The organism is Micromonospora sp. NPDC000442 (assembly GCF_042898635.1).
GTDB lineage: Bacteria > Actinomycetota > Actinomycetes > Mycobacteriales > Micromonosporaceae > Micromonospora.
Map to the genome: position 1 here is coordinate 232,921 of NZ_JBIAYZ010000010.1, position 20,058 is coordinate 252,978.

The following is a 20,058-nucleotide window of genomic DNA, read 5'->3' on the forward strand; positions in this document are numbered from 1 at the left end:
TGAGCGACCTGCGCGGACGCGTCTGGGCCGGTAGGCGAGAACCGCCGGTTAGAGTGACCGTCGTGACGACGCTGCCTGACCGCCGCCTGCTGCTGGTCCACGCGCACCCCGACGACGAGTCCATCGGCACCGGCTCGACGATGGCCCACTACGCGGCCACGGGTGCCCACGTCACTCTGGTGACCTGCACCCTGGGCGAGGAGGGTGAGATCCACGTACCGGAGCTGGCCGGGCTCGCCGCGGCCGAGGCCGACCAGCTCGGCGGGTACCGGATCGCCGAGCTGGCGACCGCCTGCGCCGAGCTGGGCGTCACCGACCACCGGTTCCTCGGCGGGGCCGGCCGCTACCGGGACTCCGGGATGATGGGTCTGCCGACCAACGAGCATCCCCGGGCCTTCTGGGGCGCCGACCTGGACGAGGCCGCCGGGTATCTGCTGGAGATCATCCGGGAGGTACGCCCGCAGGTGGTCATCACGTACGACGACAACGGCTTCTACGGACACCCTGACCACATCCAGGCGCACCGGGTGACCATGCGGGCCGTGGAGCTGGCCGCCGCCGAAGGGCTCGCACCTGCGAAGGTCTACTGGACGGCGATGCCGCAAAGTGTGCTGGAAGCCGGCATGATGCACTTCGCGGAGGCGTCCGACAACCCCTTCGCCGGCATCGCCGACGCCACTGAGCTGCCGTTCTGCACCCCGGACGAGGAGATCGCGGCCCGCATCGACGCCACCGAGCAGCACGTCGCGAAGGAGGCGGCGATGCGCGCCCACGCCACCCAGATCCCGGCCACCTCCTGGCTGTACTCGATCGCCGGCAATTTCGGTGCCGAGTTCATGGGGGTGGAGTACTTCACCCTGGCACTGGGGGAGAAGGGGACGGGCAGCGGCCCGTACGGCTGGGAGTCGGATCTGTTCGTCGGGGTGGACGCCGCAGCGCCGGGCGCGGCCGGCGGCCCGGACGTCGTCGGCGGCCCCGGCCGTAGACCGGTCACCCCGGCCGGTCACCGGTGACCTTGCCCGCCGCGATGTCGGTCGCCCCGCAGGAGCAGGAGCCGCCCCGGCCGAGCCGGAGGTGGCGACGTCCGCTGGACATCGGCCTGCGGGTGGCGGGCGGCATGTTCGCCGTGGTGGCCGCGACGGTGAGCGCGGTGCTGGAGTTGCTGCTCGCTCCGCTTCGGGTCGGCGGGTATCTGGTCGGCGTCACGGTGCTCGTGGCCGTGGCCGCGAACATCGCGTTGAGCTGGTTGGCCGTCGAGACCGTCGGCCGTCGCTGGGCGGTGGCGCTGCCGGCGCTGCCCTGGGTGGCCATCATGGTGATCGCCGCCGACCGGACCAGCGAGGGTGACGTGCTGCTCGTCGGCAACTGGGTCGGGCTCACCCTGGTGGTGGGCGGTGCGATGACCTTCGCGGTGATGGCGTTCCGGTCGATCCTCGCGCCGGCTCCGGCCTCCGGACGGTAATCTCGCGCCGGCTCCGGCTCCGGCTCCCGGACGGTACTGACGTCGCTCAGCGGCGGGTGGTAGACATTCCTGCCAGGAGACCCGCCATCCGGGCGGGCGGTACGGCTGGAGGCGTGTAATGGGGCAGCGGTGGCGTGCGGTCGGTGTGCTCGCGATCGCACTGTTCGCGGTCAACGTGGTCGCCCGGCTGGTCATCCGGTTCGGCTTCGACGGCAACGACAGTGTCGCCGACCGGGTGTCGCTCGGGATGTTCGTGGTGATCGGTCTGATTCTGGCCGGTGTCGCCTTCGTCTGGGGTGAGCGGCGTCCGTTGGCCCGCTGGGCCGGCGAGGTGGCCGCCGCGATCGGCATCGCGGTCGGGTTGACCGTGCTGATCGGGCCTCTGCTGGTCGGTGACAACCCGTTCGCCGGTGGCGGCGGGACGTTCTTCGCGCAGATCGGTCTCTACCTGGTGGCGACCACCGTCGGGACGATGCTGGGCTACCTGCTGCTGGTCACGCTCGGTCGCGACTACCGGTCGCGCAGCCTGCAACGGTACGCCGAGACCACCGCGGCCAAGCCCCGCCGCGTGGTCCGCCGCTGACCGGCGGGGGTCAGTGCGGCGCGACGCGGGTCAGATAGGTGTGGTGGGTGGTGAAGCCCAGCTTGCGATAGAGCGCGACCGCGCCGACGTTGCTCTGCTCGACCTGGAGAAACGCGTCGGTCGCTCCGGCATCGGCGGCCCACTCGGCGAGTGCTCGGATCAGCCGGCCGGCGAGTCCCTGCCGGCGCGCGGCCGGTAGCACCTCGATCAGGCACAGCCCGAGCCAGCGCCCCTCGCCGGTGACCGTGCCCCGGCCGGTCGCGACGAGCGCGCCGTCGAGGTACCCGTGGGCGAAGCGGATCTGGTCCACGGCGGTGAGTACGTGCCGGGCGGCGTCCGGCAGCCCGCCTTTGCGGCCGGCCGCCACGGCCAGCCAGTCCGCCGACGGTGCCGTGGCCAACTCGACCACCGGGCCGGCCGTACCGGTCGCGCCACCCGGGCCTGTCGGTTCGCCGGGGATGCCGGGTGCTGCCGCGACCGGGTCGTCCGGTGCCGCCGCGACGAGGGCGGCGAGTGGGGCGGTCTGTACCAGCACCGGTGGGCGGCTGCCCCAGCCTCGCCGGTCGAGTTCGCTGCCGACCGGCGCGGCCAGCGGCAGCGGCGTGTTGACCATGGCCGGCCGGCCGTGGCCGGCGTACCAGCGTTCGACCGCGTCCACGGCGGCCGGCAGCGGACGGTCCGGATCGCCCACCGGCAGCGCCGAGTTGGCCCGGCCGGTCCAGCCGTCGGCGGCCCGCAGGAGCCAGTCGCCGAGCCGGCCCCGAACGGGGGCCGGCCACGCCTCGTCGGCGGCGAGTTCCAGCTCGACCATGGCGGCGGCGGTCGGCCGGCGGGCCGCCGGGACCCGCTTGGCGCGGTGCACCTCGGCGATCGGCACGCGCAGCCGCCCCTGCCGGGTGGTAAGCGTGAGATGTGTCTCGGTCAGTTCGACCAGTTCACCGAGGGCATCGGAATAGACCGGCCGACCACCGCGTACGCCGACGCGACGCCGCACCACGATTCGGTGTCCCAGGTCTTGCTCTCGGAGCACGATCGACCTCCTCCCCGGCGAGATACTAGGCTCTTACCGTCGCGGGTGATCGCGGCATGTCTTGCGGAGGAGAAGACCGGTGACCTACATCATCGCCGAGCCGTGCGTGGATGTGCTCGACAAGGCGTGCATCGAGGAGTGCCCGGTCGACTGCATTTACGAGGGCAACCGGATGCTCTACATCCACCCCGACGAGTGCGTCGACTGTGGTGCCTGTGAGCCTGTCTGCCCGGTGGAGGCGATCTTCTACGAGGACGACGTCCCGGAGCAGTGGAAGGACTACACCGGCGCCAACTACGAGTTCTTCGAGGACCTCGGCTCGCCCGGCGGGGCCTCGAAGATCGGCAAGGTGGAGAAGGACGCCACCTTCGTCGCCGCCCAGCCGCCCCGCGGCGAGGGCCACTGAACCGGCCCGCCCCGGTCTCGTCGCGGCTGCCCGAGTTCACCTGGGACACCCTGGACGCCGCGGCCACGCTGGCCGCGGCGCATCCGGACGGCCCGATCAACCTCTCCATGGGTACGCCGGTCGATCCGGTGCCGCAGGTGATCCGGCAGGCCCTGGCGGACGCCTCGGACGCGCCCGGCTATCCGCTGACCGCCGGCACCCCGGCGCTGCGGGATGCGATCGCGGGCTGGGTGTCGCGGGCCTGTGGCGCCGGCCCGGACGGGCTCGGGGTGCTGCCGACGATCGGCTCGAAGGAACTGGTGGCCTGGTTGCCCACCCTGCTCGGGGTGGGGCCAGGTGACGTCGTGGTGGTCCCGTCGATCGCCTACCCGACCTATGAAGACGGCGCACGGTTGGCTGGTGCCACGACGGTACGCACCGACTCGCTGACCGCCGTCGGTCCGACGTCCCGGGTCCGCCTGGTCTGGGTGAACTCGCCGGGCAACCCGACCGGTCGGGTGCTGCCCGCCACGCACCTGCGCAAGGTGGTGGACTGGGCGCGTGAGCGCGGCGCGGTGGTGGCCAGCGACGAGTGCTACCTGCCGTTGGGCTGGGACGCCGAGCCGGTGTCGGTGCTGTCGCCCGAGGTGTGCGGCGGCTCGTATGACTCCGTGCTGGCGGTGCATTCGCTGTCCAAGCGGTCCAACCTGGCCGGCTACCGGGCCGGTTTCGTGGCCGGCGACCCGATACTGGTGGCCGAGCTGCTCAAGATCCGCAAGCACGCGGGGATGATCGTGCCGGCGCCGGTGCAGGCGGCCATGGTGGCGGCCCTGCGCGACGAGCGGCACGCCGACGAGCAGCGGGAGCGGTACGGTGCGCGGCGCGAGACGCTGCGGGCGGCGTTCGTGGGCGCCGGTTTCACCGTGGAGCACTCCGAGGCGGGGCTCTACCTGTGGCTGACCCGCGGCGAGGACTGCTGGGCCACCGTCGACTGGCTGGCCCGGCGGGGAATCCTGGTCGCCGCCGGTGTCTTCTACGGTCCCGGCGGGCGGCAGTACGTCCGGGCGGCGCTCACCGAGTCCGACGAGCGGATCGCTGCGGTCGCCGGCCGCCTGTCCTGACCACGACCGAACGCTCTGGCGTCCCGGCCCGGGGAGAACCCGACCGGCTTCGAGGCCGCTCCCGACATGCGCGCGGAGCGGCCTCGAAGCCGTCTCATTCCTCGTTGATCCGCTCGAGCACCCGGAGCAGGTTGTCCCGGCTGTGCCGCTCCAGCAGCACACTGCCGTACAGCTCCTGCAGGGCCACCGTCCGGCCGTCGTGCAGCGTCAGCTCGGCCTTCAGCGGAATCTGCCTGGTCACCTGCACCGACACCATCTCCTCGTACGGCAGGAACTGGTGTCGGGCGGCCAACGTCGCCACCGGCGTCGATTCGAGCAGGTTCTTGAGCCGCTTCTCGCCGTCGCCGGCCTTGCCCGGGCCGCCCACCAGGATCAGACCGCGGTCGAGGACCAGCAGGTCGTGCTGCACGCCGCCGACCTTCACGTTGCCGATGGCGCCGATGACACCGGCGTTGTCGGCGGTGGCCCGGCTCTGCACCACGGTCGCGGCGGAGGGGTCGACGCCGAGCTCGGCGAGCCGCGCCAGGGCCTCGTCGAGGGTCTCCGCCGAGACCGCCAGCTTGGCGATCTCCGCGAGGTTCAACGGCTCACCGCTGGTGCCGACGAACTGGGCGGGACCGCTCCAGGACAGCTGCCAGCGGGCCCGCTGGGCGCGGACGGCCGCGTTGACCAGCAACATCTCCATCGGCCCGGCGAAGTGTGCCGCCGCCTCCTGACGGTTGGCGTCGCTGAAGAACTGCTCGGCGAACTCGCCCAGGCGACCCGCCCGCACCAGGTCGAGCACGGTTGCCAGACCCGGTTCGGGGGTGCCGGTGAACCGGCCGGCCGCCCGGTAGATGCCGTCCGCCTGGCGCTGCACACCGGCGGCGATCGCCGCGTGGGTGAATTCCGGCCAGGGCAGCACCTGACGGTTGCCGAGATCGATGACGATTCGCTGCAATCGGCGGCCGGCGTCCAGCACGTCGGCGAGCAGCACGTGTGCGGGACGGTCGTCGGTGCCCGCGGCACCGGCCGGGAGTTGTGCCATCGCCTCGATCCGGACGCCGATCGGCGGATGGGTGTCCCACCGGGACGGCTCGCGGTCCGGCACGTCCTGCTGGAGCTTGTCGATCTCGTCCCGGCGGCCCTGGAGCAGTTGTCCGAAGCCGCCGAACAGGTCGTCCGGGGCCAGGCCGGCCTGCCAGCCCGACTCCACGTACCGGCCGGTGAAGAAGTTCCAGGCCGCTTCGAGCGCCGGCAGGCTCCGTAGCGCGGACGTGGCCGCCTCGTGGCCGGCGAGCTGGACGGAGGCCCGGTCGGCTTCCAACTCCTGCCGCCGTGACGCGGCGTTGTCGACCATCAGGTACAGCTTCGCGTACCCCTTGAAGACCAGGCCGATGGGGTTGCGCGGTTTGATCCGCTCGATGGTGCCCTCGATCGCCAGCCGTCCCCGGTAGGCGACGCCACCGAGTCGGGTGTGTTTGCCGGAGTAGTGACCTAGCTCGTGGGCGAGCACCGAGCGGAGTTGGTCGACCCGCATCGCCTGGAGCAGCGGCAGACCCACGTAGAGGGTGCGCCGTCCGCCGATCAGCCCGAGCAGCCGGCTCTGCTCGCCGACCGCCGCGTTCACCTCGGGCACCAGTCGGATCTCGTCCGGTGCCCGGGTACCGACCGCGTCGGCCAGTTCCCGAACGGTGGCCCACAACTGCGGTGCCTCCCGCTCGTCGAGCACCAGGCCCGGTGCCGGTTCGTTCTTCGTCCGGATCGCCCGCCAGAGCCCGACCGCCACCGCACCCAGCGCGATGATCAGCGGCAGCAGCAGTTTCCCGGTGACCAGTCCGTTCGTGTGGCCGTAGAGCCACACGCCGAGGGCGGCGACGGCCGCCAACTGAAGCAGCGCGACCACGTAGAACCCGATCAACATGACCACCGAGGCGAGTGCCCGGTACGTCGCGGCCATGGCCGTTCCTCCCCGTTCCGTGCCCGCGCGGCTGCGGGCGGCGCAGCGGACCGTACGGCGTGGAGGTTTGCCGGACAACCCCCTTCCGGTCGGGTTCGGCCGGCTCTTCGATCTTGCCGATCCGTGCCCCGGAGGTGCAGGCGCACGCCGTGGGAGCCGGACGGCCGGGCGACGCGTACCGGCCGGACGGTCCATCCGACTGCCCGGCGGCGATCCGGCCGGCGATATCCTCGGCGCGGACGCAGGGCGTGTCGCCGGACATCGTGGCAGTGCGGCGGGATCCGGCAGGCACGCCGCCGCGGGGCCGGCCGGCTCCGTGACGCAACGGAACGCCGAGGTACGCGGATGGTGCTCAGAGTTGACGCACGGCTGCGGGCAGCAGTGGTCGGCACCGGCCTGATCGGTGGCTCGGTGCTGCTCCGACTGCATGCCGCCGGAGTGGACGTGACCGGCTGGGATCCGGATGAGCGGATCCGTCGGCAGGCCCGGTCGGCCGGCGTACCGACGGCGGAGCGGCTGGCCGACGCCGTGGCCGGCCGGGACGTGGTGTTTCTCGGCGGACCACTGCCCACGCTGCCCGCGACCCTGGTCGAGGTGGCCGCCGCCACCGCCGAGGACTGCCTGCTCACCGACGTGGGCAGCACCAAGGCCGAGTTGGCGGCGTTCGCCGCGAAGCAGGGACTGACCAGCCGGTTCGTGCCCGGGCACCCGATGGCGGGCACCGACCGGGCGGGGCTCGCGGCGGCGCTGCCGGAGCTGTTCGCGGGTGCCGCCTGGGTGCTCTGCCCGGAACCGGACGGGCTGGCCGCGTTCCGTCGCCTCGTCACTCTGGTCACCGACGTCTTCGCCGCCCGGGTGGTGCCGATGGCAGCGGATCGGCACGACGCGGTGGTGGCGCTCGCCTCGCACGTGCCGCACCTGCTCGCCGGGGCGCTGGCCGGTGCGGCGCACCGGTCGCCGTTGCGGGACTCGGTCCTGGCGCTGGCGGCCGGGAGCTTCCGGGACGGCACCCGGGTCGCCGGCACCCCGGCGCAACGCACCGGGAACATGCTGCGGGGCAACCGCGACGAGGTGCTGGCTGCGCTGGCCCAGGTCACCGCGTTCCTCGACGAGCTGGCCGGTGCGTTGCGGGCCGACGACGCCGACGCCCTCACCGCCCGGTACGCCGAGGCCGGTGCCGCCCGCGCCGGGCTGGCCGGCCGCCCGTACGACGAGCAGGTCCGATCGTTTCCGGCCGGTGCGGAACCGGCCGAGGTGGCCTGGCTGCACCGCATCGGAGCGGCCGGTGGCCACCTGAGCGGATGTCGGGTCGTGGCCGGCACCGTCTCCTATGTCGCCCACCTCCCGCAGGCCTGACCGGCTCATCGGTGGGCGCGGCGACGGACCCGCCAGTAGGGTGAGGGCATGGTGGACGGACCAGTCGTGACCGTACGCGGCGAGGCGTACCGCGAGGTCGCGCCGGAACTCGCCCGGTTCACCGTGACCGCGCTGGCTCGGGACCGGGAGCGGGAGCCGACGTTGACCCGGCTGGCCGAGCGGGCTGCGGCGATCCGGGTCCTGCTCGACTCATACGGCCCGACGATCGACCGGCGCGAGACCGGCGAGCTGCGGGTGCGACCCGAGACCCGCCGCTCCGGGGAGCGGGTCGTGGCCTGGCACGGTTCGGTGGTGACCACGGTGACGGTCACCGACTTCACCACCCTCGGCGAGTTGATGTTGCGCCTGGCCGACCAGGATCAGGTCGAGGTGGCTGGCCCGTGGTGGTCGCTGCGTCCCGACAGCCCGGCCTACCGGCAGGCCCGGCACGCCGCGATCAGCGACGCGTTGCAGCGGGCCCGCGAGTACGCCGAGGCGCTCGGCGCTCAGGTCACCGACCTGGTCGAGTTGTCCGACGAGGGCGGCACCGCCCAGCCGATGATGGCCCGGATGGCGTTCGACGCCGGCGGAGTCGAGGCCGGTGGCCCACCGGAGCTGGAGCTCGACCCGCAGCCGCAGGGCGTGCACGCGGCAGTGCGGGCCCGGTTCACGATCAGCCGGCCGGTCCTGTCCTGATGACCGTCGCGCAGGTGTTGTCGATGGAGGCGCTGCTGGAGCGGGCCCGAGGGCTGGCCGACGCCGGCCCGCGGCAACTGCTCGGCATCACCGGCGCACCCGGGGCCGGCAAGTCCACGCTGGCTGCACAGGTGGTCGAGGCGGTCGGCCCGGCCGCCCGGCTGGTGCCGATGGACGGCTTCCACCTCGCTCAGGACGAGTTGCGTCGGCTCGGCCGGGCCCTGCGGAAGGGCTCGATCGATACCTTCGACGCCAACGGGTACGTCTCGCTGCTGCGTCGGCTGCGGCGCAAGGAACCGACGTCGGTCTGGGCGCCGCAGTTCCGCCGGGACTTGGAGGAGCCGATCGCCGGTGCGATCGAGGTGCCGCCGGAGGTCCGGCTGGTGGTCACCGAGGGCAACTATCTGTTGATCCCGAACTGGCCCTGGGACGAGGTACGCGCCCTGCTGCACGAGGCGTGGTTCCTGGACCTCGACGCCGACCTGCGGCGTCATCGGCTGGTCGCCCGACACATGGCCCACGGCCGGTCGGAGCAGGACGCCCGAGCCTGGGCGCTGGGCAGCGACGAGGTCAACGCGGCGTTGGTGGCCGGCACCGCCGACCGTGCCGACCTGGTGGTACGCCTAGCCGAGCCCCCGGCGGGGTGACGGGACCGCCCGCCGCAGCAGCCACGCCACCCGGGATCTCTCCCGTTGGAACTCGGTGGCCTCCGGGTAGCCGCTGTGGCTGCGGATCGGTGGGTCGGCGACTTCGCCGTCGCTCGGATGCAGTGCCTCCGGGTCGGTCACCGCGATGTCCCGCTCCCCGGCGGTGACCGGCCAGCCGAGCGGATCGGTGTCCCGCCAGAAGTTCGTCCACCGGGTTCCGCCACCGGGACGGGTCAGCGCCTCGGCCAGCACCGGCAGTCGATCCGGCCCGAAGTAGGCGGGGAAGATCCGGCCGTAGAGGCGGGTCAGTTGGCAGCCGTAGGAGAAGAACCAGATCCGCCGCCGCCAACGGTGCGGCAGCTGGAGGATGACCGCGGTGCAGATCACCGTGCCCTGGCTGTGCCCGGAGAGGATGATGCCGTCCACCCGGCGCGGATCGTGCTCGGCCAGCGCGATCAGCCCGGCCGTGCGGGTGAGCAGTTCGGGCACCGCCCGTTCGGCGTAGCTCGGTGGCGCCAGTGGGTGGGCGGCGCGTGGCCAGAAGGTGCCCACGTCCCAGACCACGCCGACGGAGCGGCGGATGGTGTTCTTGCGGTAGACGAGCAGGCCGACGGCGGCGACCGCCACCGGAAGCAGACCGAGCAGCGCGTCGCCGACGTCGCCCACCGCCTTGATCACCACGGTTGTCCCGCCCGTCGTCATGGTCTGCGGCCGGGCTGCGGAGAGGACGGCCGCGCAACTCAGTACGGCGACGACGGCCATCGCACCGGCGTACCAGCCGATCAGGCGAAGTGCGTGTTCGCCGACCAGTCGGTGCAGCGCCTGGTGGGTGCTGACGTCACGGGCGCGACGCAGGTCGTGTGCGGACAATCGGCCACCGCGGGCGCTCAGCCGGGCGTACTCCTGGCGACGAAGTCGGCGGAACAGCACGACGGCGCGGACGGCGACCAGGGCGAGTATCAGCAGCGCGGCGGCGAAGGTCAGGCCAGCCCAGGTCACCGGGGTTGGCGGGACCACCCGGGGCGGGCCGACGGGCGCGTCCCCACCGTTGAGCCGGTTGGTGACCCAGTAGAGCACGCCGGCGCTGTAGGCGAGGCAGAGCAGCCACCCGAAGCCGGCGATGACGGCGGGCGCCCGACCCCGCCAGGCCAGGTCGTTGTGCGGTTCGAGGGGTTGTTTGACAGTGGTGGGTCGGGTCCGGGGCAGCAGCAGGCCGACCGCGGCGAGGGCGAGCAACGGCAGGGAGAACTGCCACAGCGTCACGGAGGCCGGTGGTGCGGCGGGCAGCCAACCGTGGCACCAAGCGGCGCCGAGAGCGATCAACAGCGCGACGGCGGCCGGTGTGGCGCCGCCGCGCCGTCCGGAGCGGGCGGTCGCGCCGATCGCGATGAGCAGTAGCAGTTGACCGGTGCCCAGCCCGGCGATGACCCGGTCGAAGCCCGGTAGCGACCGGTCCGTCCGGCATCCGGGCTGGGCGGGGTCATGGTCGCAGCCGGCGGGCGGACGTAGTTCGGCCAGCGGGCTGCCCGCGGCTCCGTCGGGCAGCAGCAGCACCGCGAAGGTGCCGGCCAGGCCGATTCCGGTGAGGACGATGACCGCGATGCTCCATCGGCCGAGCGGGGTGGCACCGTCGCGCCGGGTCAGCAAGGGCCGGCCGATGGCCACCAGCGCGATCGTCAGGACGGCTATGAACGCGGCCACGGCGGACCAGGTGAGCACCGCCCGCGCGCCGTGTGGCGGGTCGAGCACCGAGACCGTTCCGAGCGGGACCGCCGCCGCCACCACCGTGCCGGTGCACAGGTGCAGTACGGCCGCGCGGCGTAACTGTCCCTCACCCCACCAGAACGTCGGGTCCTGAAGGGGATTTGTCGGTGGGCCGGGTGGTGGCTCGGGCACCGGCGGCGGCTCCTGCGCCGGCTGACCGGCCGGCACGTCGGCGTCGACCGGCGGCGGGGTACGGCGTCCCGCCGGATTCGTGGTGGGGTCGGCCGGCATCACCGCCTCGTACTGGTAGCTCCGCCAGGCGACCAGGCCGAGCACCCCGATCATGGCGAGTGGCACGGTCAGGCCGACGGCCATGGCCCGGCCGCCCTGCTGCCACCAGGAGCCGGCGAGAAACTCCCACGGGCCGGGGATCCGGCTCAGGCAGCCCTCGTCCACGCACTGCCAGCCGATGAGATCGACGCCGACGCCGGTCATCGCGAGCACGGGAGTGCCGGTCAGGCTCAGGCAGAACAGCCTGATCAGCCAGGCTGTCATGCCGGTGCGGCTGGCCAGTCGTTCGGTGGCGGGGTCCGCCGGTATGCCCGGCCGGGCGTGCAGCGCCACGTTGGCCAGGGTGAAGGGCAGCAGCAGCGTCCACAGGGCCCGCTCCACGTCGCGGGCGGTTCGCGCGCCGGAGGTCAACTGCCCCCAGCTGTACGCCTCGACGACGATCGGGTCGAGCGGTGTGGTGGTCGCGGAGCGGTAGAAACCGGTGACCGGGCCGCCGGCGACGAGCCGTGGCTGAGGTGGCTCACACCCGGGGTCGGCCGTCAGGCCCAAGGTCTCGGCGGGCGGTGTGTTGGACACTCCGTGTACGCGCAGTTCGAGGATCCGACCTCCCATGCGAGCCTCCCAGTGACGCATATGTCACCTACAGTGCCCGATGCAGGACGCTGGCCGCCACTCGTCATGGAGGTGTTTGCGCAGCTAGAAGGCTGATCGAGGGTCAGTCGAGCTGGCGTACCGGGCGAGCCGGGTTACCGACCGCTACGACGTTGGCGGGAAGGTCGCGGGTCACCACGGCACCCGCCCCGACCACTGTGTTGTCACCGACGGTGACTCCGGCGAGGATGATCGCTCCGCCACCGAGCCAGACGTTGTCGCCGATGGTGATGGGTCGGGCCGCTTCCCACTTCGCCCGGCGTGGCTCCGGCTCCACCGGGTGGGTGGGCGTGAGCAGTTGCACGTTCGGGCCGATCTGGACGTCTGCGCCGATGGTGATCGGTGCGACGTCGAGGAAGACCGCGTGGTAGTTGACGAAGCTGCGTGGCCCGATCCGGATGTGGTAGCCGTAGTCGCAGTAGAACGGTGGCCGGATGCCGGTCTCCTCGCCGAGCTCGCCGAGCAGTTCGTGCAGCGCCGCCTGACGTGCCTCCTGGTCGTCGACGCCACTGTTGTTGATCCGTTCCATCAGGTGCAGGGCGCGGAGGTGGTCGGCGATCAGTTCCGGGTCGTCGGCGAGGTACGGCTCACCGGCGAGCATGCGTTCCTTCATGGACGTCATCCGTCCGATCATGCCCGGGGTCGTCGCGACGAGGACTCAACTTCGTCGAATTCTTGACTCCCTTTTACATACTCAGTATGCAAGTGTGATGGGAGTCGATGTGTTTTACATCGATATAGACGCTCCAGAGGAGGATTCAGTTGCGACGAAGGAGCAAACTGACCGCCACCGGACTCGTGCTGGGTCTGGTGTTCGGCGTACCGGCGGCGGTCACGGCCGCACCGGCTGCGCCGGCCGCGGCCCCGCCGACCCATCTTCCGAGTGGCCGACCCGACGCCGGCCGCGGACCCGCCACCGTCACCCTGGTCACCGGCGACCAGGTCACGGTCACCGCCACCGGGGCGAGCGTACGCCCGGGTGAGGGCCGCGACGGCATCCGTTTCCTCACCCAGCGGGAACGGGACCACCTCTGGGTGGTGCCGCAGGACGCCCTGCCGTCGATCCGCGACGGACGGGTCGACCGCCGGCTCTTCGACGTGGCCGGGCTGGTCGCCGCCGGCTACGACGACGCGCACCGCGACGACCTGCCCCTGCTCATGACCTACGGGTCGGCCGCCCGGCGGGCCGGCCCGCCCGAAGGAGTGACCGTCACCCGCGACCTGGCGGCCATCGGTGGTGTCGCGGCCACCGCGGACAAGCAAAGCGTGGGCCAGCTCTGGGCCACGGTCGCCGGTGCCAGCGGCGCCCGGTTCGACGCGGCGGGGGGTGTCGAGCGGATCTGGCTCGACGGCCGGCGGCAGCTGACGCTGGAACACAGCGTGCCGCAGATCGGGGCGCCCGCCGCCCACCAGGCCGGCTTCACTGGTCAGGGGGTACGCGTCGCGGTGCTGGACACCGGTGTCGACGCCGCGCATCCCGACCTCACCGGCCGGGTCGCCGAGTCGAGGAACTTCACCGAGGAGGCGAACCCGGGCGACATCGTGGGGCACGGCACCCACGTCGCCTCGATCATCGCGGGCAGCGGTGCCGCCTCGGACGGCCGCAACCGGGGCGTGGCACCCGACGCGACCCTGCTCTCCGGCAAGGTCTGCGAGGAGTACGGGTGCACCGAGTCGGCCATCCTGGCGGGCATGCAGTGGGCCGCCACCGAGGCCGAGGCCGACGTGGTCAACCTCAGCCTGGGCGGGACGGACACCCCGGAGGTCGACCCGCTGGAGGAGGCGGTGAACACGCTCACCGAGCAGACGGGTGCCCTCTTCGTGATCTCCGCCGGCAACGCCGGACGGACCGGCACGGTCGGCTCACCGGCGAGCGCCGACGCCGCGCTCGCCGTCGGCGCGGTCGACCGCGACGACCAACTCGCCGACTTCTCCAGCCAGGGCCCGCGGGTCGGTGACGACGCCCTCAAGCCGGACATCACCGCCCCGGGAGTGGACATCGTGGCCGCCCGAGGGCAGGGCACGGAACTCGGCGAACCGGTCGGTGAGCAGTACGTCTCGCTCTCCGGCACGTCGATGTCCGCACCACACGTCGCCGGCGCGGCGGCGCTGCTCGCCCAGCAGCACACCGACGCGACCGCGGAGCGACTCAAGGCCACCCTGATGGCCTCGGCCCGACCGCATCCGGAACTGACCGCGTACCAGCAGGGTGCCGGCCGGGTCGACGTGGCGCGTGCCATCACCCAGTCGCTGGTCAGCGAGCCGGCCAGCGTCTCGTTCGGTCGGACGCTGTGGCCGCACGACGACGACGAACCGATCCAACGCGAGGTGACCTGGCGTAACACCGGAACCGCGCCGCTCACCCTGGACCTCAGCATCGAGGCCACCGGCCCGGACGGGGAATCCGCGCCGGCCGGGGTGTTCACGCTCGGCACGCAGCAGGTTCAGGTGCCGGCCGGCGGTACCGCGTCAGCCACGGTCACGGTCGACACAAGCGTCGACAGCCCGGACGGTCACTACACCGGCCGGGTGGTCGCGCACGCCGGTGACCTGGTGGCGATCACCCCACTGGCAGTGCACAAGGAGGTGGAGAGCTACACGCTGACCCTGCGCCACCTGAGCCGCGACGGTGCCGTGCCGGAAGACTACGCGAGCTTCCTGGTGGGGTTGGACGACTTCATCGACATTCTCGCGTACGACCCGGACGGTACCGCCGAGGTGCGCGTACCCAAGGGCAGGTACGGGCTGGCCAGCTTCGTGGTGGACGTGGAGAGCGAGAGCCTGACGCTGATGAGCCGGCCGGAGCTGGTGGTGCAGTCGGACGCCGAGATCGTCGTCGACGCCCGTACGGCGGGGCCGGTGCGGATGACGGTCCCGGACCGGTCGGCGACGCCGGCCCTGGTCGCCGTCGACGCGACCTTCCTGCTCGATGAGGGGTCGGCCGGGTTCGGCGCGGTCGCCGACGACTTCGACGGCCTTTTCACCGGGCAGATCGGCGCGCGGACCTCGGCGGACCACTTCCAGGCCGTCGTCACCAGCCAGTTCGCCGACCTGGAAGCAGCCAGCAGCCCGTACCTGTACGCACTCGCCGAGATGGTCCAGGGTCGGATGCCCAACGGGTTGACCCGGCACTACCGTGGCAGCGACCTGGCCACCGTCAAGCCGACGTTCCGGGACGGCTACCCGGGCACGGTCGCCGAGCGGATGGCCTTCGCTGTCTTCGAGCCCGACGTGGGCGGCTGGGCGGTCGGGCTACCGACCGCGGTACCGGGACAGCGGGTCGAGTACTTCAGCACCCGGGACGTGCGTTGGAGCACCGAGCTGTGGTTCGGCACGCGCAGCGATGATGTGCCCTGGCTCGAACCGGTGGCCATCCTGTTCTCGGACCCGACGACGTACCGGGGCGGACGCACGTACCGGGACGTCTGGAACGGTGCGCCCCACGGACCGTCGTTCCCGGTGCCACGCTGGCCGGACGAGGGCCTGACCCGGCAGGGCGATCTGATCACCCTGTCCGTGCCGCTGTACAGCGACGCGGCGGGCCACCTGGGTGCTTCGCTGACGGACGCCTCGCGTACCGCCCTCTACCGCAACGGCAAGCTGGTCGACGAGACCACGGACCCGGGATGGGGCCAGTTCGAGGTGCCGGCCGGGCCCGCCAGGTACCGGTTGGATACCTCGGCGAAGCGCACTGTCACCGACCTGAGCACCGAGGTCGCCACCACCTGGACGTTCCGGTCCCGGCACGTCCGGAGCGACGACCCGCTCCGGCTGCCCGCCTCGGCGATCCGCTTCGCGCCGCGACTGGACGAGCGGAACGCGGCTCCGGCGGGCCGATCCTTCGTGATCCCGGTCGCGGTGCAGCGCCAACCCGGCGCACCGGCCGCGAAGACGGCGTCGTTGACCGTCGAGGTCTCCTACGACGGCGGAAAGCGCTGGCAGCGCGCCAAGCTGCGCAAGGTCGGTAGCGGCTGGCAGGCCACCGTGCAGCACCCGCGCGGTACCGGCCACGTGTCGTTGCGGGCCACCGCCCGCGACACCGCCGGCAACACCGTCACCCAGCGGATCATCCAGGCGTACCGCCTGCGGTGACCCGCACCGGCGGGTCCGGCGTGCTCGCGCCGGACCCGTCCGGGGGTGCTCCTGTGCGCCAGGCGTCAAAAAGAGGCCCCGCCTCGCACCTCAGTCGTTGGCGTGCAGGGCGGAGTTCAGCTCGATGCCCCGGCCGGCGCGCGGACGGGCCTCCAGCGCGCCGGAGACCGAGTTACGCCAGAACAGCAACCCGTCGACGCCGGAGAGCTCACGCGCCTTGACGACCCGGCCGTCCGGAAGACTGATCTTCGAGGCGGCGGTGATGTAGCAACCCGCCTCGACGACACAGTCGTCGCCGAGCGAGATGCCGACACCGGCGTTGGCACCGACCAGGCTGCGCTCGCCGATGCGTACCTTGTCGGTGCCGCCGCCGGAGAGGGTGCCCATGATGGAGGCGCCGCCGCCGATGTCCGAACCGTCACCCACCACCACGCCCTGCACGATGCGCCCCTCGACCATCGAGGCGCCGAGCGTGCCCGCGTTGAAATTGACGAAGCCCTCGTGCATGACGGTGGTACCGGCGGCGAGGTGTGCGCCGAGCCGGACCCGGTCGGCGTCGGCGATCCGCACCCCGGAGGGCACCACGTAGTCGGTCATCCGCGGGAACTTGTCCACCCCGTACACCCCGAGGTGGCGGCCGGCGGCCCGCTCGATGACGCGCAGCTCGTCCACCCGCTCCGGTGGGCACGGCCCGGCGGTGGTCCAGGCCACGTTGGCCAGCTTGCCGAAGATGCCGTCGAGGTTGATCTCGTTGGGGCGCACCAGGCGGTGGGAGAGCAGGTGCAGCCGCAGGTACGCGTCCGCCGCGTCCTTGATCGGGTCGTCAAGCGAGCCGATGACGGTGACCACCTGGACGGTACGCAGACCCGGCAGGACCCGGTCGCCGATCGCGCCGGGCGGCAGGTCCAGCACGTCGGCCTCGTCCTCCCCGGCAACCAGCGGCAGCTCGCCGAGGCCCAGCTTGCCGGTCGGGTACCAGGCGTCGAGCACCTGGTCCTCGGCGGTGACGGTGGCCAGGCCGATGCCCCACGCGGATTGTGTGGACGTCACTTACTCACCTCTCGTTCCCCTGCGGGCGGGCTGCTGCTCGCGACTGCGGGGCTCGCCGGCCCACTCCTCGCGCTTCGCCGAAGGCTCCCGTCTCGCGGTCGCCGGTTGTGACGGTACCGTGCGGACCATGGAGAACCCGCTTACCCCCGAGGTCCTCGCCGATCCGGTGGCGTTGACCCGCGCGCTTGTCGACATCGAGTCCGTGTCCCTCAACGAGAAGGCCATCGCCGACTGCGTCGAAGAGGTTCTGCGGGTGGTCCCGCACCTGACCACCTACCGGCACGGCAACACGGTGATGGCCCGTACCGACCTGGGGCGGGCCTCGCGGGTGGTGCTCGCCGGCCACCTGGACACCGTGCCGCTGAACAACAACTTTCCGTCGACCCTGCGCGGCGACCTGATGTACGGCTGCGGCACCTCGGACATGAAGTCGGGGGTCGCCTACGCGCTGCATCTCGCGACCACCCTGCCCGAGCCACGCTACGACGTGACGTACTTCTTCTACGAGGCCGAGGAGATCGAGTCGAGGTACAACGGCCTGCACCTGGTCGCGCAGGCGCATCCGGACTGGCTGGAGGCCGACTTCGCCCTGTTGCTGGAGCCGACGTACGGCATCGTCGAGGCCGGCTGCCAGGGCACCATGCGGGCAGTGGTGGTGACCACCGGGGTCCGGGCCCACTCGGCCCGTTCCTGGCACGGTGTCAATGCGGTGCACGGTGCGGGCGAGGTGCTCCGCCGCCTGTCGACGTACCAGGCCCGCCGGGTGACCATCGACGGATGCGAGTACCGGGAGGGCATGAACGCGACCCGAATCCACGGCGGGGTCGCCGGGAACGTGGTGCCGGACCGGTGCGAGATCGAGGTGAACTACCGCTTCGCGCCGGACCGTACGCCGGCCGAGGCCGAGGCGCACCTGCGCGAGGTCTTCGCGGACTACGAGCTGACCGTGACCGACTGCGCGGCCGGTGCCCTGCCCGGACTGGAGGCCGCCCCCGCCCGGGAGTTCCTGGCGGCGGTGGGCGCCGCACCCATCGGCAAGCTGGGTTGGACCGACGTGGCCCGGTTCGCCGCGATGGGGATCCCGGCGCTGAACTTCGGCCCGGGTGATCCGAACCTGGCCCACCACCCGGACGAGCACGTCGAGATCAGCAAGATCCGCGACGGTGCGGCGACGCTGCATCGCTGGCTCGCCGCCGCCTGATCGTCCGGTGCCGGCCCGGTGACCGGGCGGGCGCCTCGACGGTCAGACGGCGGTCAGGTGGGCCTCGGCATCGGGATCGGCCGGCGGTTCGGGCGGCTTGTCGAGCAGGCGGGTGCGGCGGCGCTCGGCCACCACGTCGCGGATGCGTCGCTGCATCTGGCGGCGAATCCGGATCCGTTCGTTGTTGTTGATCACGCTGTCTCCTCCCCCGAAGTCCGCGCGCCGGGCATACCCGGTATGTGAATAGTAAGACGTACGGGGAAGCGATTTGGTTGCACAAGATCACGAAGTGTTTGCCGGGTTCTCCGGCCGGACTCCACTACGGTTGCTTTCATGACCCAGAGCAGCGGGCGCGAACGAGGGCAGGAGCGGCATCGCGGCGCCGTCACACTTCGTCGCCAGTCGATAACCGATAGTACTGCGGATCAGCGCCTGCTGGACTCCCGGGCGCGGGCCGACTGGAAGACGAAGGACGCCTGGCGGGCACTGCGCATCCTCTCCGAGTTCGTGGAGGGCTTCGACACCCTCGCCGACCTGCCGCCAGCGGTAAGCGTCTTCGGGTCGGCGCGCAGCAAGCCGGACAGCCCCGAGTGCCAGCTCGCCGAGGCACTGGGCGCGGCGCTGGCCCGGGCCGGCTACGCGGTGATCACCGGAGGCGGTCCGGGCGTGATGGAGGCGGCCAACCGGGGGGCCAGCGAGGCCGGCGGCCACTCCGTCGGCCTCGGCATCGAACTTCCCTTCGAGCAGGGCATCAACGAGTGGGTCGACCTCGCGATCGACTTTCGCTACTTCTTCGCCCGCAAGACCATGTTCGTCAAGTACGCCCAGGCGTTCGTGGTGCTGCCCGGCGGGTTCGGCACCATGGACGAACTCTTCGAGGCGCTCACCCTGGTGCAGACCGGGAAGGTCACCCGGTTCCCGGTGGTGCTGATGGGCGCGGACTACTGGCAGGGTCTGCTCGACTGGCTGCGTGACACGATGGCCGCCGAGGGCAAGATCGGCCCGGTCGATCTGGAGCTGATCTGCGTCACCGACGATGTCGCGGCGGCGGTGCGGCACATCGTCGAGGCCGAGGCCGCCCTCAGCGTCGAGCAGGAGACCGTACGCGAGGAAGCCGTCGCCCGGGTCGCCGCCGACCAGCAGGCCGCCGCCGACGAGTCGGCTGCTGCCAACGGGTCGGTCGTTGCCAACGGGTCGGCTGCTGCCGACGGATCGGCCCCGACCGACGACCCCGCGGGGCGCTGACCGATGGCCGCGATCTGCGTGTTCTGCGCCTCCTCCCGCACGCTCGACAAGCGTTGGTTGGACCTGGCGGCCGACACCGGTGCGGAGATTGCTCGGCGCGGGCACACGCTGGTCAGCGGCGGAGGCTGCGTCGGGATGATGGGTGCACTGGTCAACGGCGCACGCGCCGCCGGAGGTCGCACGGTCGGCGTGATCCCGCAGGCGTTGGTCGACCTGGAGGTCGCCGACCTCGCCTCCGACGAACTGTTGGTCACCGAGTCGATGGCCAGTCGGAAGATCCTGATGATCGAGAAGTCGGATGCCTTCCTCACCCTGCCCGGCGGGCTCGGCACGCTCGACGAACTCTTCGAGGTCTGGACCACCGCGACGCTCGCCCTGCACCACAAGCCGATGGTGCTTGTCGACACCGACGGCTTCTACGACCCGCTGCTGAAGTGGTTGCGTGACCTGACCGACCAGACCTTTCTCAAGCCCGCCGGCTTCGACCTGCTCCGGTCGGTCGACACCGTCCCCAGTGCACTGGACCTGATCGAATCCCACCTCACCTGACCGCCTGGCCGTGGCGCGGCCCTGGTCGCCCCCCGCCTCCGGCCCGCCACCTGCCC

The 20,058-nt window shown here is 71.9% G+C and carries 18 protein-coding genes; 12 read left to right on the forward strand and 6 right to left on the reverse strand.

Going from position 1 to position 20,058, the window contains the following annotated elements; translation table 11 throughout:
• The first annotated feature begins 53 nt into the window (after nt 1-53).
• From mshB to ACFY2A_RS18645, 3 genes are all read left to right on the forward strand, one after another.
• Entirely contained in the window at nt 54-1,013 is a 960-nt protein-coding gene (gene mshB, locus ACFY2A_RS18635; protein WP_387173031.1) for an N-acetyl-1-D-myo-inositol-2-amino-2-deoxy-alpha-D-glucopyranoside deacetylase, read from the forward strand.
• 14 nt (nt 1,014-1,027) lie between these two features.
• The gene (locus ACFY2A_RS18640; protein ID WP_363922985.1) at nt 1,028-1,462 is read left to right on the forward strand and encodes a hypothetical protein; all 435 of its coding nucleotides are present in this window, start codon (nt 1,028-1,030) and stop codon (nt 1,460-1,462) included.
• A 118-nt stretch (nt 1,463-1,580) separates the two neighbouring features.
• On the forward strand, nt 1,581-2,045 hold the full coding sequence (locus ACFY2A_RS18645; protein ID WP_387173033.1) for a hypothetical protein: 465 nt from the start codon (nt 1,581-1,583) through the stop codon (nt 2,043-2,045).
• A 10-nt stretch (nt 2,046-2,055) separates the two neighbouring features.
• On the opposite strand, the gene ACFY2A_RS18650 is transcribed toward ACFY2A_RS18645, so the two are convergent.
• The gene (locus tag ACFY2A_RS18650; protein WP_387173035.1) at nt 2,056-3,075 is read right to left on the reverse strand and encodes a GNAT family N-acetyltransferase; all 1,020 of its coding nucleotides are present in this window, start codon (nt 3,073-3,075) and stop codon (nt 2,056-2,058) included.
• Nucleotides 3,076-3,154: 79 nt separating this feature from the next.
• On the opposite strand from ACFY2A_RS18650, the gene fdxA reads away from it, so the two are divergent.
• Nucleotides 3,155-3,481: a ferredoxin gene (gene fdxA, locus ACFY2A_RS18655; RefSeq protein WP_007464872.1), complete on the forward strand. Its 327-nt coding sequence runs from the start codon at nt 3,155-3,157 to the stop codon at nt 3,479-3,481.
• Nucleotides 3,478-4,581 (forward strand): succinyldiaminopimelate transaminase, encoded by a 1,104-nt coding sequence (gene dapC / locus ACFY2A_RS18660; protein ID WP_387173088.1) that lies wholly within the window; start codon nt 3,478-3,480, stop codon nt 4,579-4,581. The genes fdxA and dapC overlap by 4 nt, the downstream gene beginning before the upstream one ends.
• 94 nt (nt 4,582-4,675) lie before the next feature.
• Here dapC and ACFY2A_RS18665 read toward each other — a convergent pair whose 3' ends face one another.
• Nucleotides 4,676-6,520 (reverse strand): M48 family metallopeptidase, encoded by a 1,845-nt coding sequence (locus ACFY2A_RS18665; protein ID WP_387173037.1) that lies wholly within the window; start codon nt 6,518-6,520, stop codon nt 4,676-4,678.
• Nucleotides 6,521-6,865: 345 nt separating this feature from the next.
• Between ACFY2A_RS18665 and ACFY2A_RS18670 the strand changes: the two genes are divergently transcribed.
• Genes ACFY2A_RS18670 through ACFY2A_RS18680 form a run of 3 tightly spaced genes read left to right on the forward strand, consistent with a single transcriptional unit; the run spans nt 6,866 to nt 9,219 of the window.
• Complete coding sequence (locus ACFY2A_RS18670; RefSeq protein WP_387173039.1) at nt 6,866-7,876, forward strand: prephenate dehydrogenase; 1,011 nt, start codon at nt 6,866-6,868, stop codon at nt 7,874-7,876.
• 48 nt (nt 7,877-7,924) lie between these two features.
• Nucleotides 7,925-8,572, forward strand: coding sequence for an SIMPL domain-containing protein (locus ACFY2A_RS18675; protein WP_363922691.1), 648 nt, complete (start codon nt 7,925-7,927; stop codon nt 8,570-8,572).
• Nucleotides 8,572-9,219 (forward strand): nucleoside/nucleotide kinase family protein, encoded by a 648-nt coding sequence (locus ACFY2A_RS18680; RefSeq protein ID WP_387173041.1) that lies wholly within the window; start codon nt 8,572-8,574, stop codon nt 9,217-9,219. Before ACFY2A_RS18675 ends, ACFY2A_RS18680 begins: the two co-directional genes overlap by 1 nt.
• Here ACFY2A_RS18680 and ACFY2A_RS18685 read toward each other — a convergent pair.
• The gene (locus ACFY2A_RS18685) at nt 9,196-11,826 is read right to left on the reverse strand and encodes a hypothetical protein (RefSeq protein ID WP_387173043.1); all 2,631 of its coding nucleotides are present in this window, start codon (nt 11,824-11,826) and stop codon (nt 9,196-9,198) included. The two genes, ACFY2A_RS18680 and ACFY2A_RS18685, sit on opposite strands and share 24 nt — an antisense overlap.
• Before the next feature lie 103 nt (nt 11,827-11,929).
• Complete coding sequence (locus ACFY2A_RS18690; protein WP_363922697.1) at nt 11,930-12,487, reverse strand: sugar O-acetyltransferase; 558 nt, start codon at nt 12,485-12,487, stop codon at nt 11,930-11,932.
• Between the two features lie 140 nt (nt 12,488-12,627).
• Here ACFY2A_RS18690 and ACFY2A_RS18695 point away from each other — a divergent pair, with 140 nt between their 5' ends.
• Nucleotides 12,628-15,957 carry a S8 family serine peptidase gene (locus ACFY2A_RS18695; protein ID WP_387173045.1) on the forward strand — a complete coding sequence of 1,110 codons (3,330 nt, stop codon included), beginning with the start codon at nt 12,628-12,630 and terminating at the stop codon, nt 15,955-15,957.
• A gap of 90 nt (nt 15,958-16,047) precedes the next feature.
• Here the strand turns inward: ACFY2A_RS18695 and dapD are convergent, their stop codons facing one another.
• Nucleotides 16,048-17,007, reverse strand: a complete 960-nt coding sequence (gene dapD / locus ACFY2A_RS18700; protein WP_387173047.1) for a 2,3,4,5-tetrahydropyridine-2,6-dicarboxylate N-succinyltransferase — start codon at nt 17,005-17,007, stop codon at nt 16,048-16,050.
• Nucleotides 17,008-17,134: 127 nt separating this feature from the next.
• Here dapD and dapE point away from each other — a divergent pair, with 127 nt between their 5' ends.
• Nucleotides 17,135-18,208, forward strand: a complete 1,074-nt coding sequence (dapE, locus tag ACFY2A_RS18705; protein ID WP_363922703.1) for a succinyl-diaminopimelate desuccinylase — start codon at nt 17,135-17,137, stop codon at nt 18,206-18,208.
• A 42-nt stretch (nt 18,209-18,250) separates the two neighbouring features.
• Here dapE and ACFY2A_RS18710 read toward each other — a convergent pair whose 3' ends face one another.
• Nucleotides 18,251-18,403 carry a hypothetical protein gene (locus ACFY2A_RS18710; RefSeq protein ID WP_363922705.1) on the reverse strand — a complete coding sequence of 51 codons (153 nt, stop codon included), beginning with the start codon at nt 18,401-18,403 and terminating at the stop codon, nt 18,251-18,253.
• Nucleotides 18,404-18,541: 138 nt separating this feature from the next.
• Between ACFY2A_RS18710 and ACFY2A_RS18715 the strand changes: the two genes are divergently transcribed.
• Both ACFY2A_RS18715 and ACFY2A_RS18720 read left to right on the forward strand, forming a co-directional pair.
• Nucleotides 18,542-19,453 (forward strand): TIGR00730 family Rossman fold protein, encoded by a 912-nt coding sequence (locus ACFY2A_RS18715; protein ID WP_363922707.1) that lies wholly within the window; start codon nt 18,542-18,544, stop codon nt 19,451-19,453.
• Nucleotides 19,454-19,456: 3 nt separating this feature from the next.
• Nucleotides 19,457-20,002: a TIGR00730 family Rossman fold protein gene (locus ACFY2A_RS18720; protein WP_363922709.1), complete on the forward strand. Its 546-nt coding sequence runs from the start codon at nt 19,457-19,459 to the stop codon at nt 20,000-20,002.
• Nucleotides 20,003-20,058: the final 56 nt, after the last annotated feature.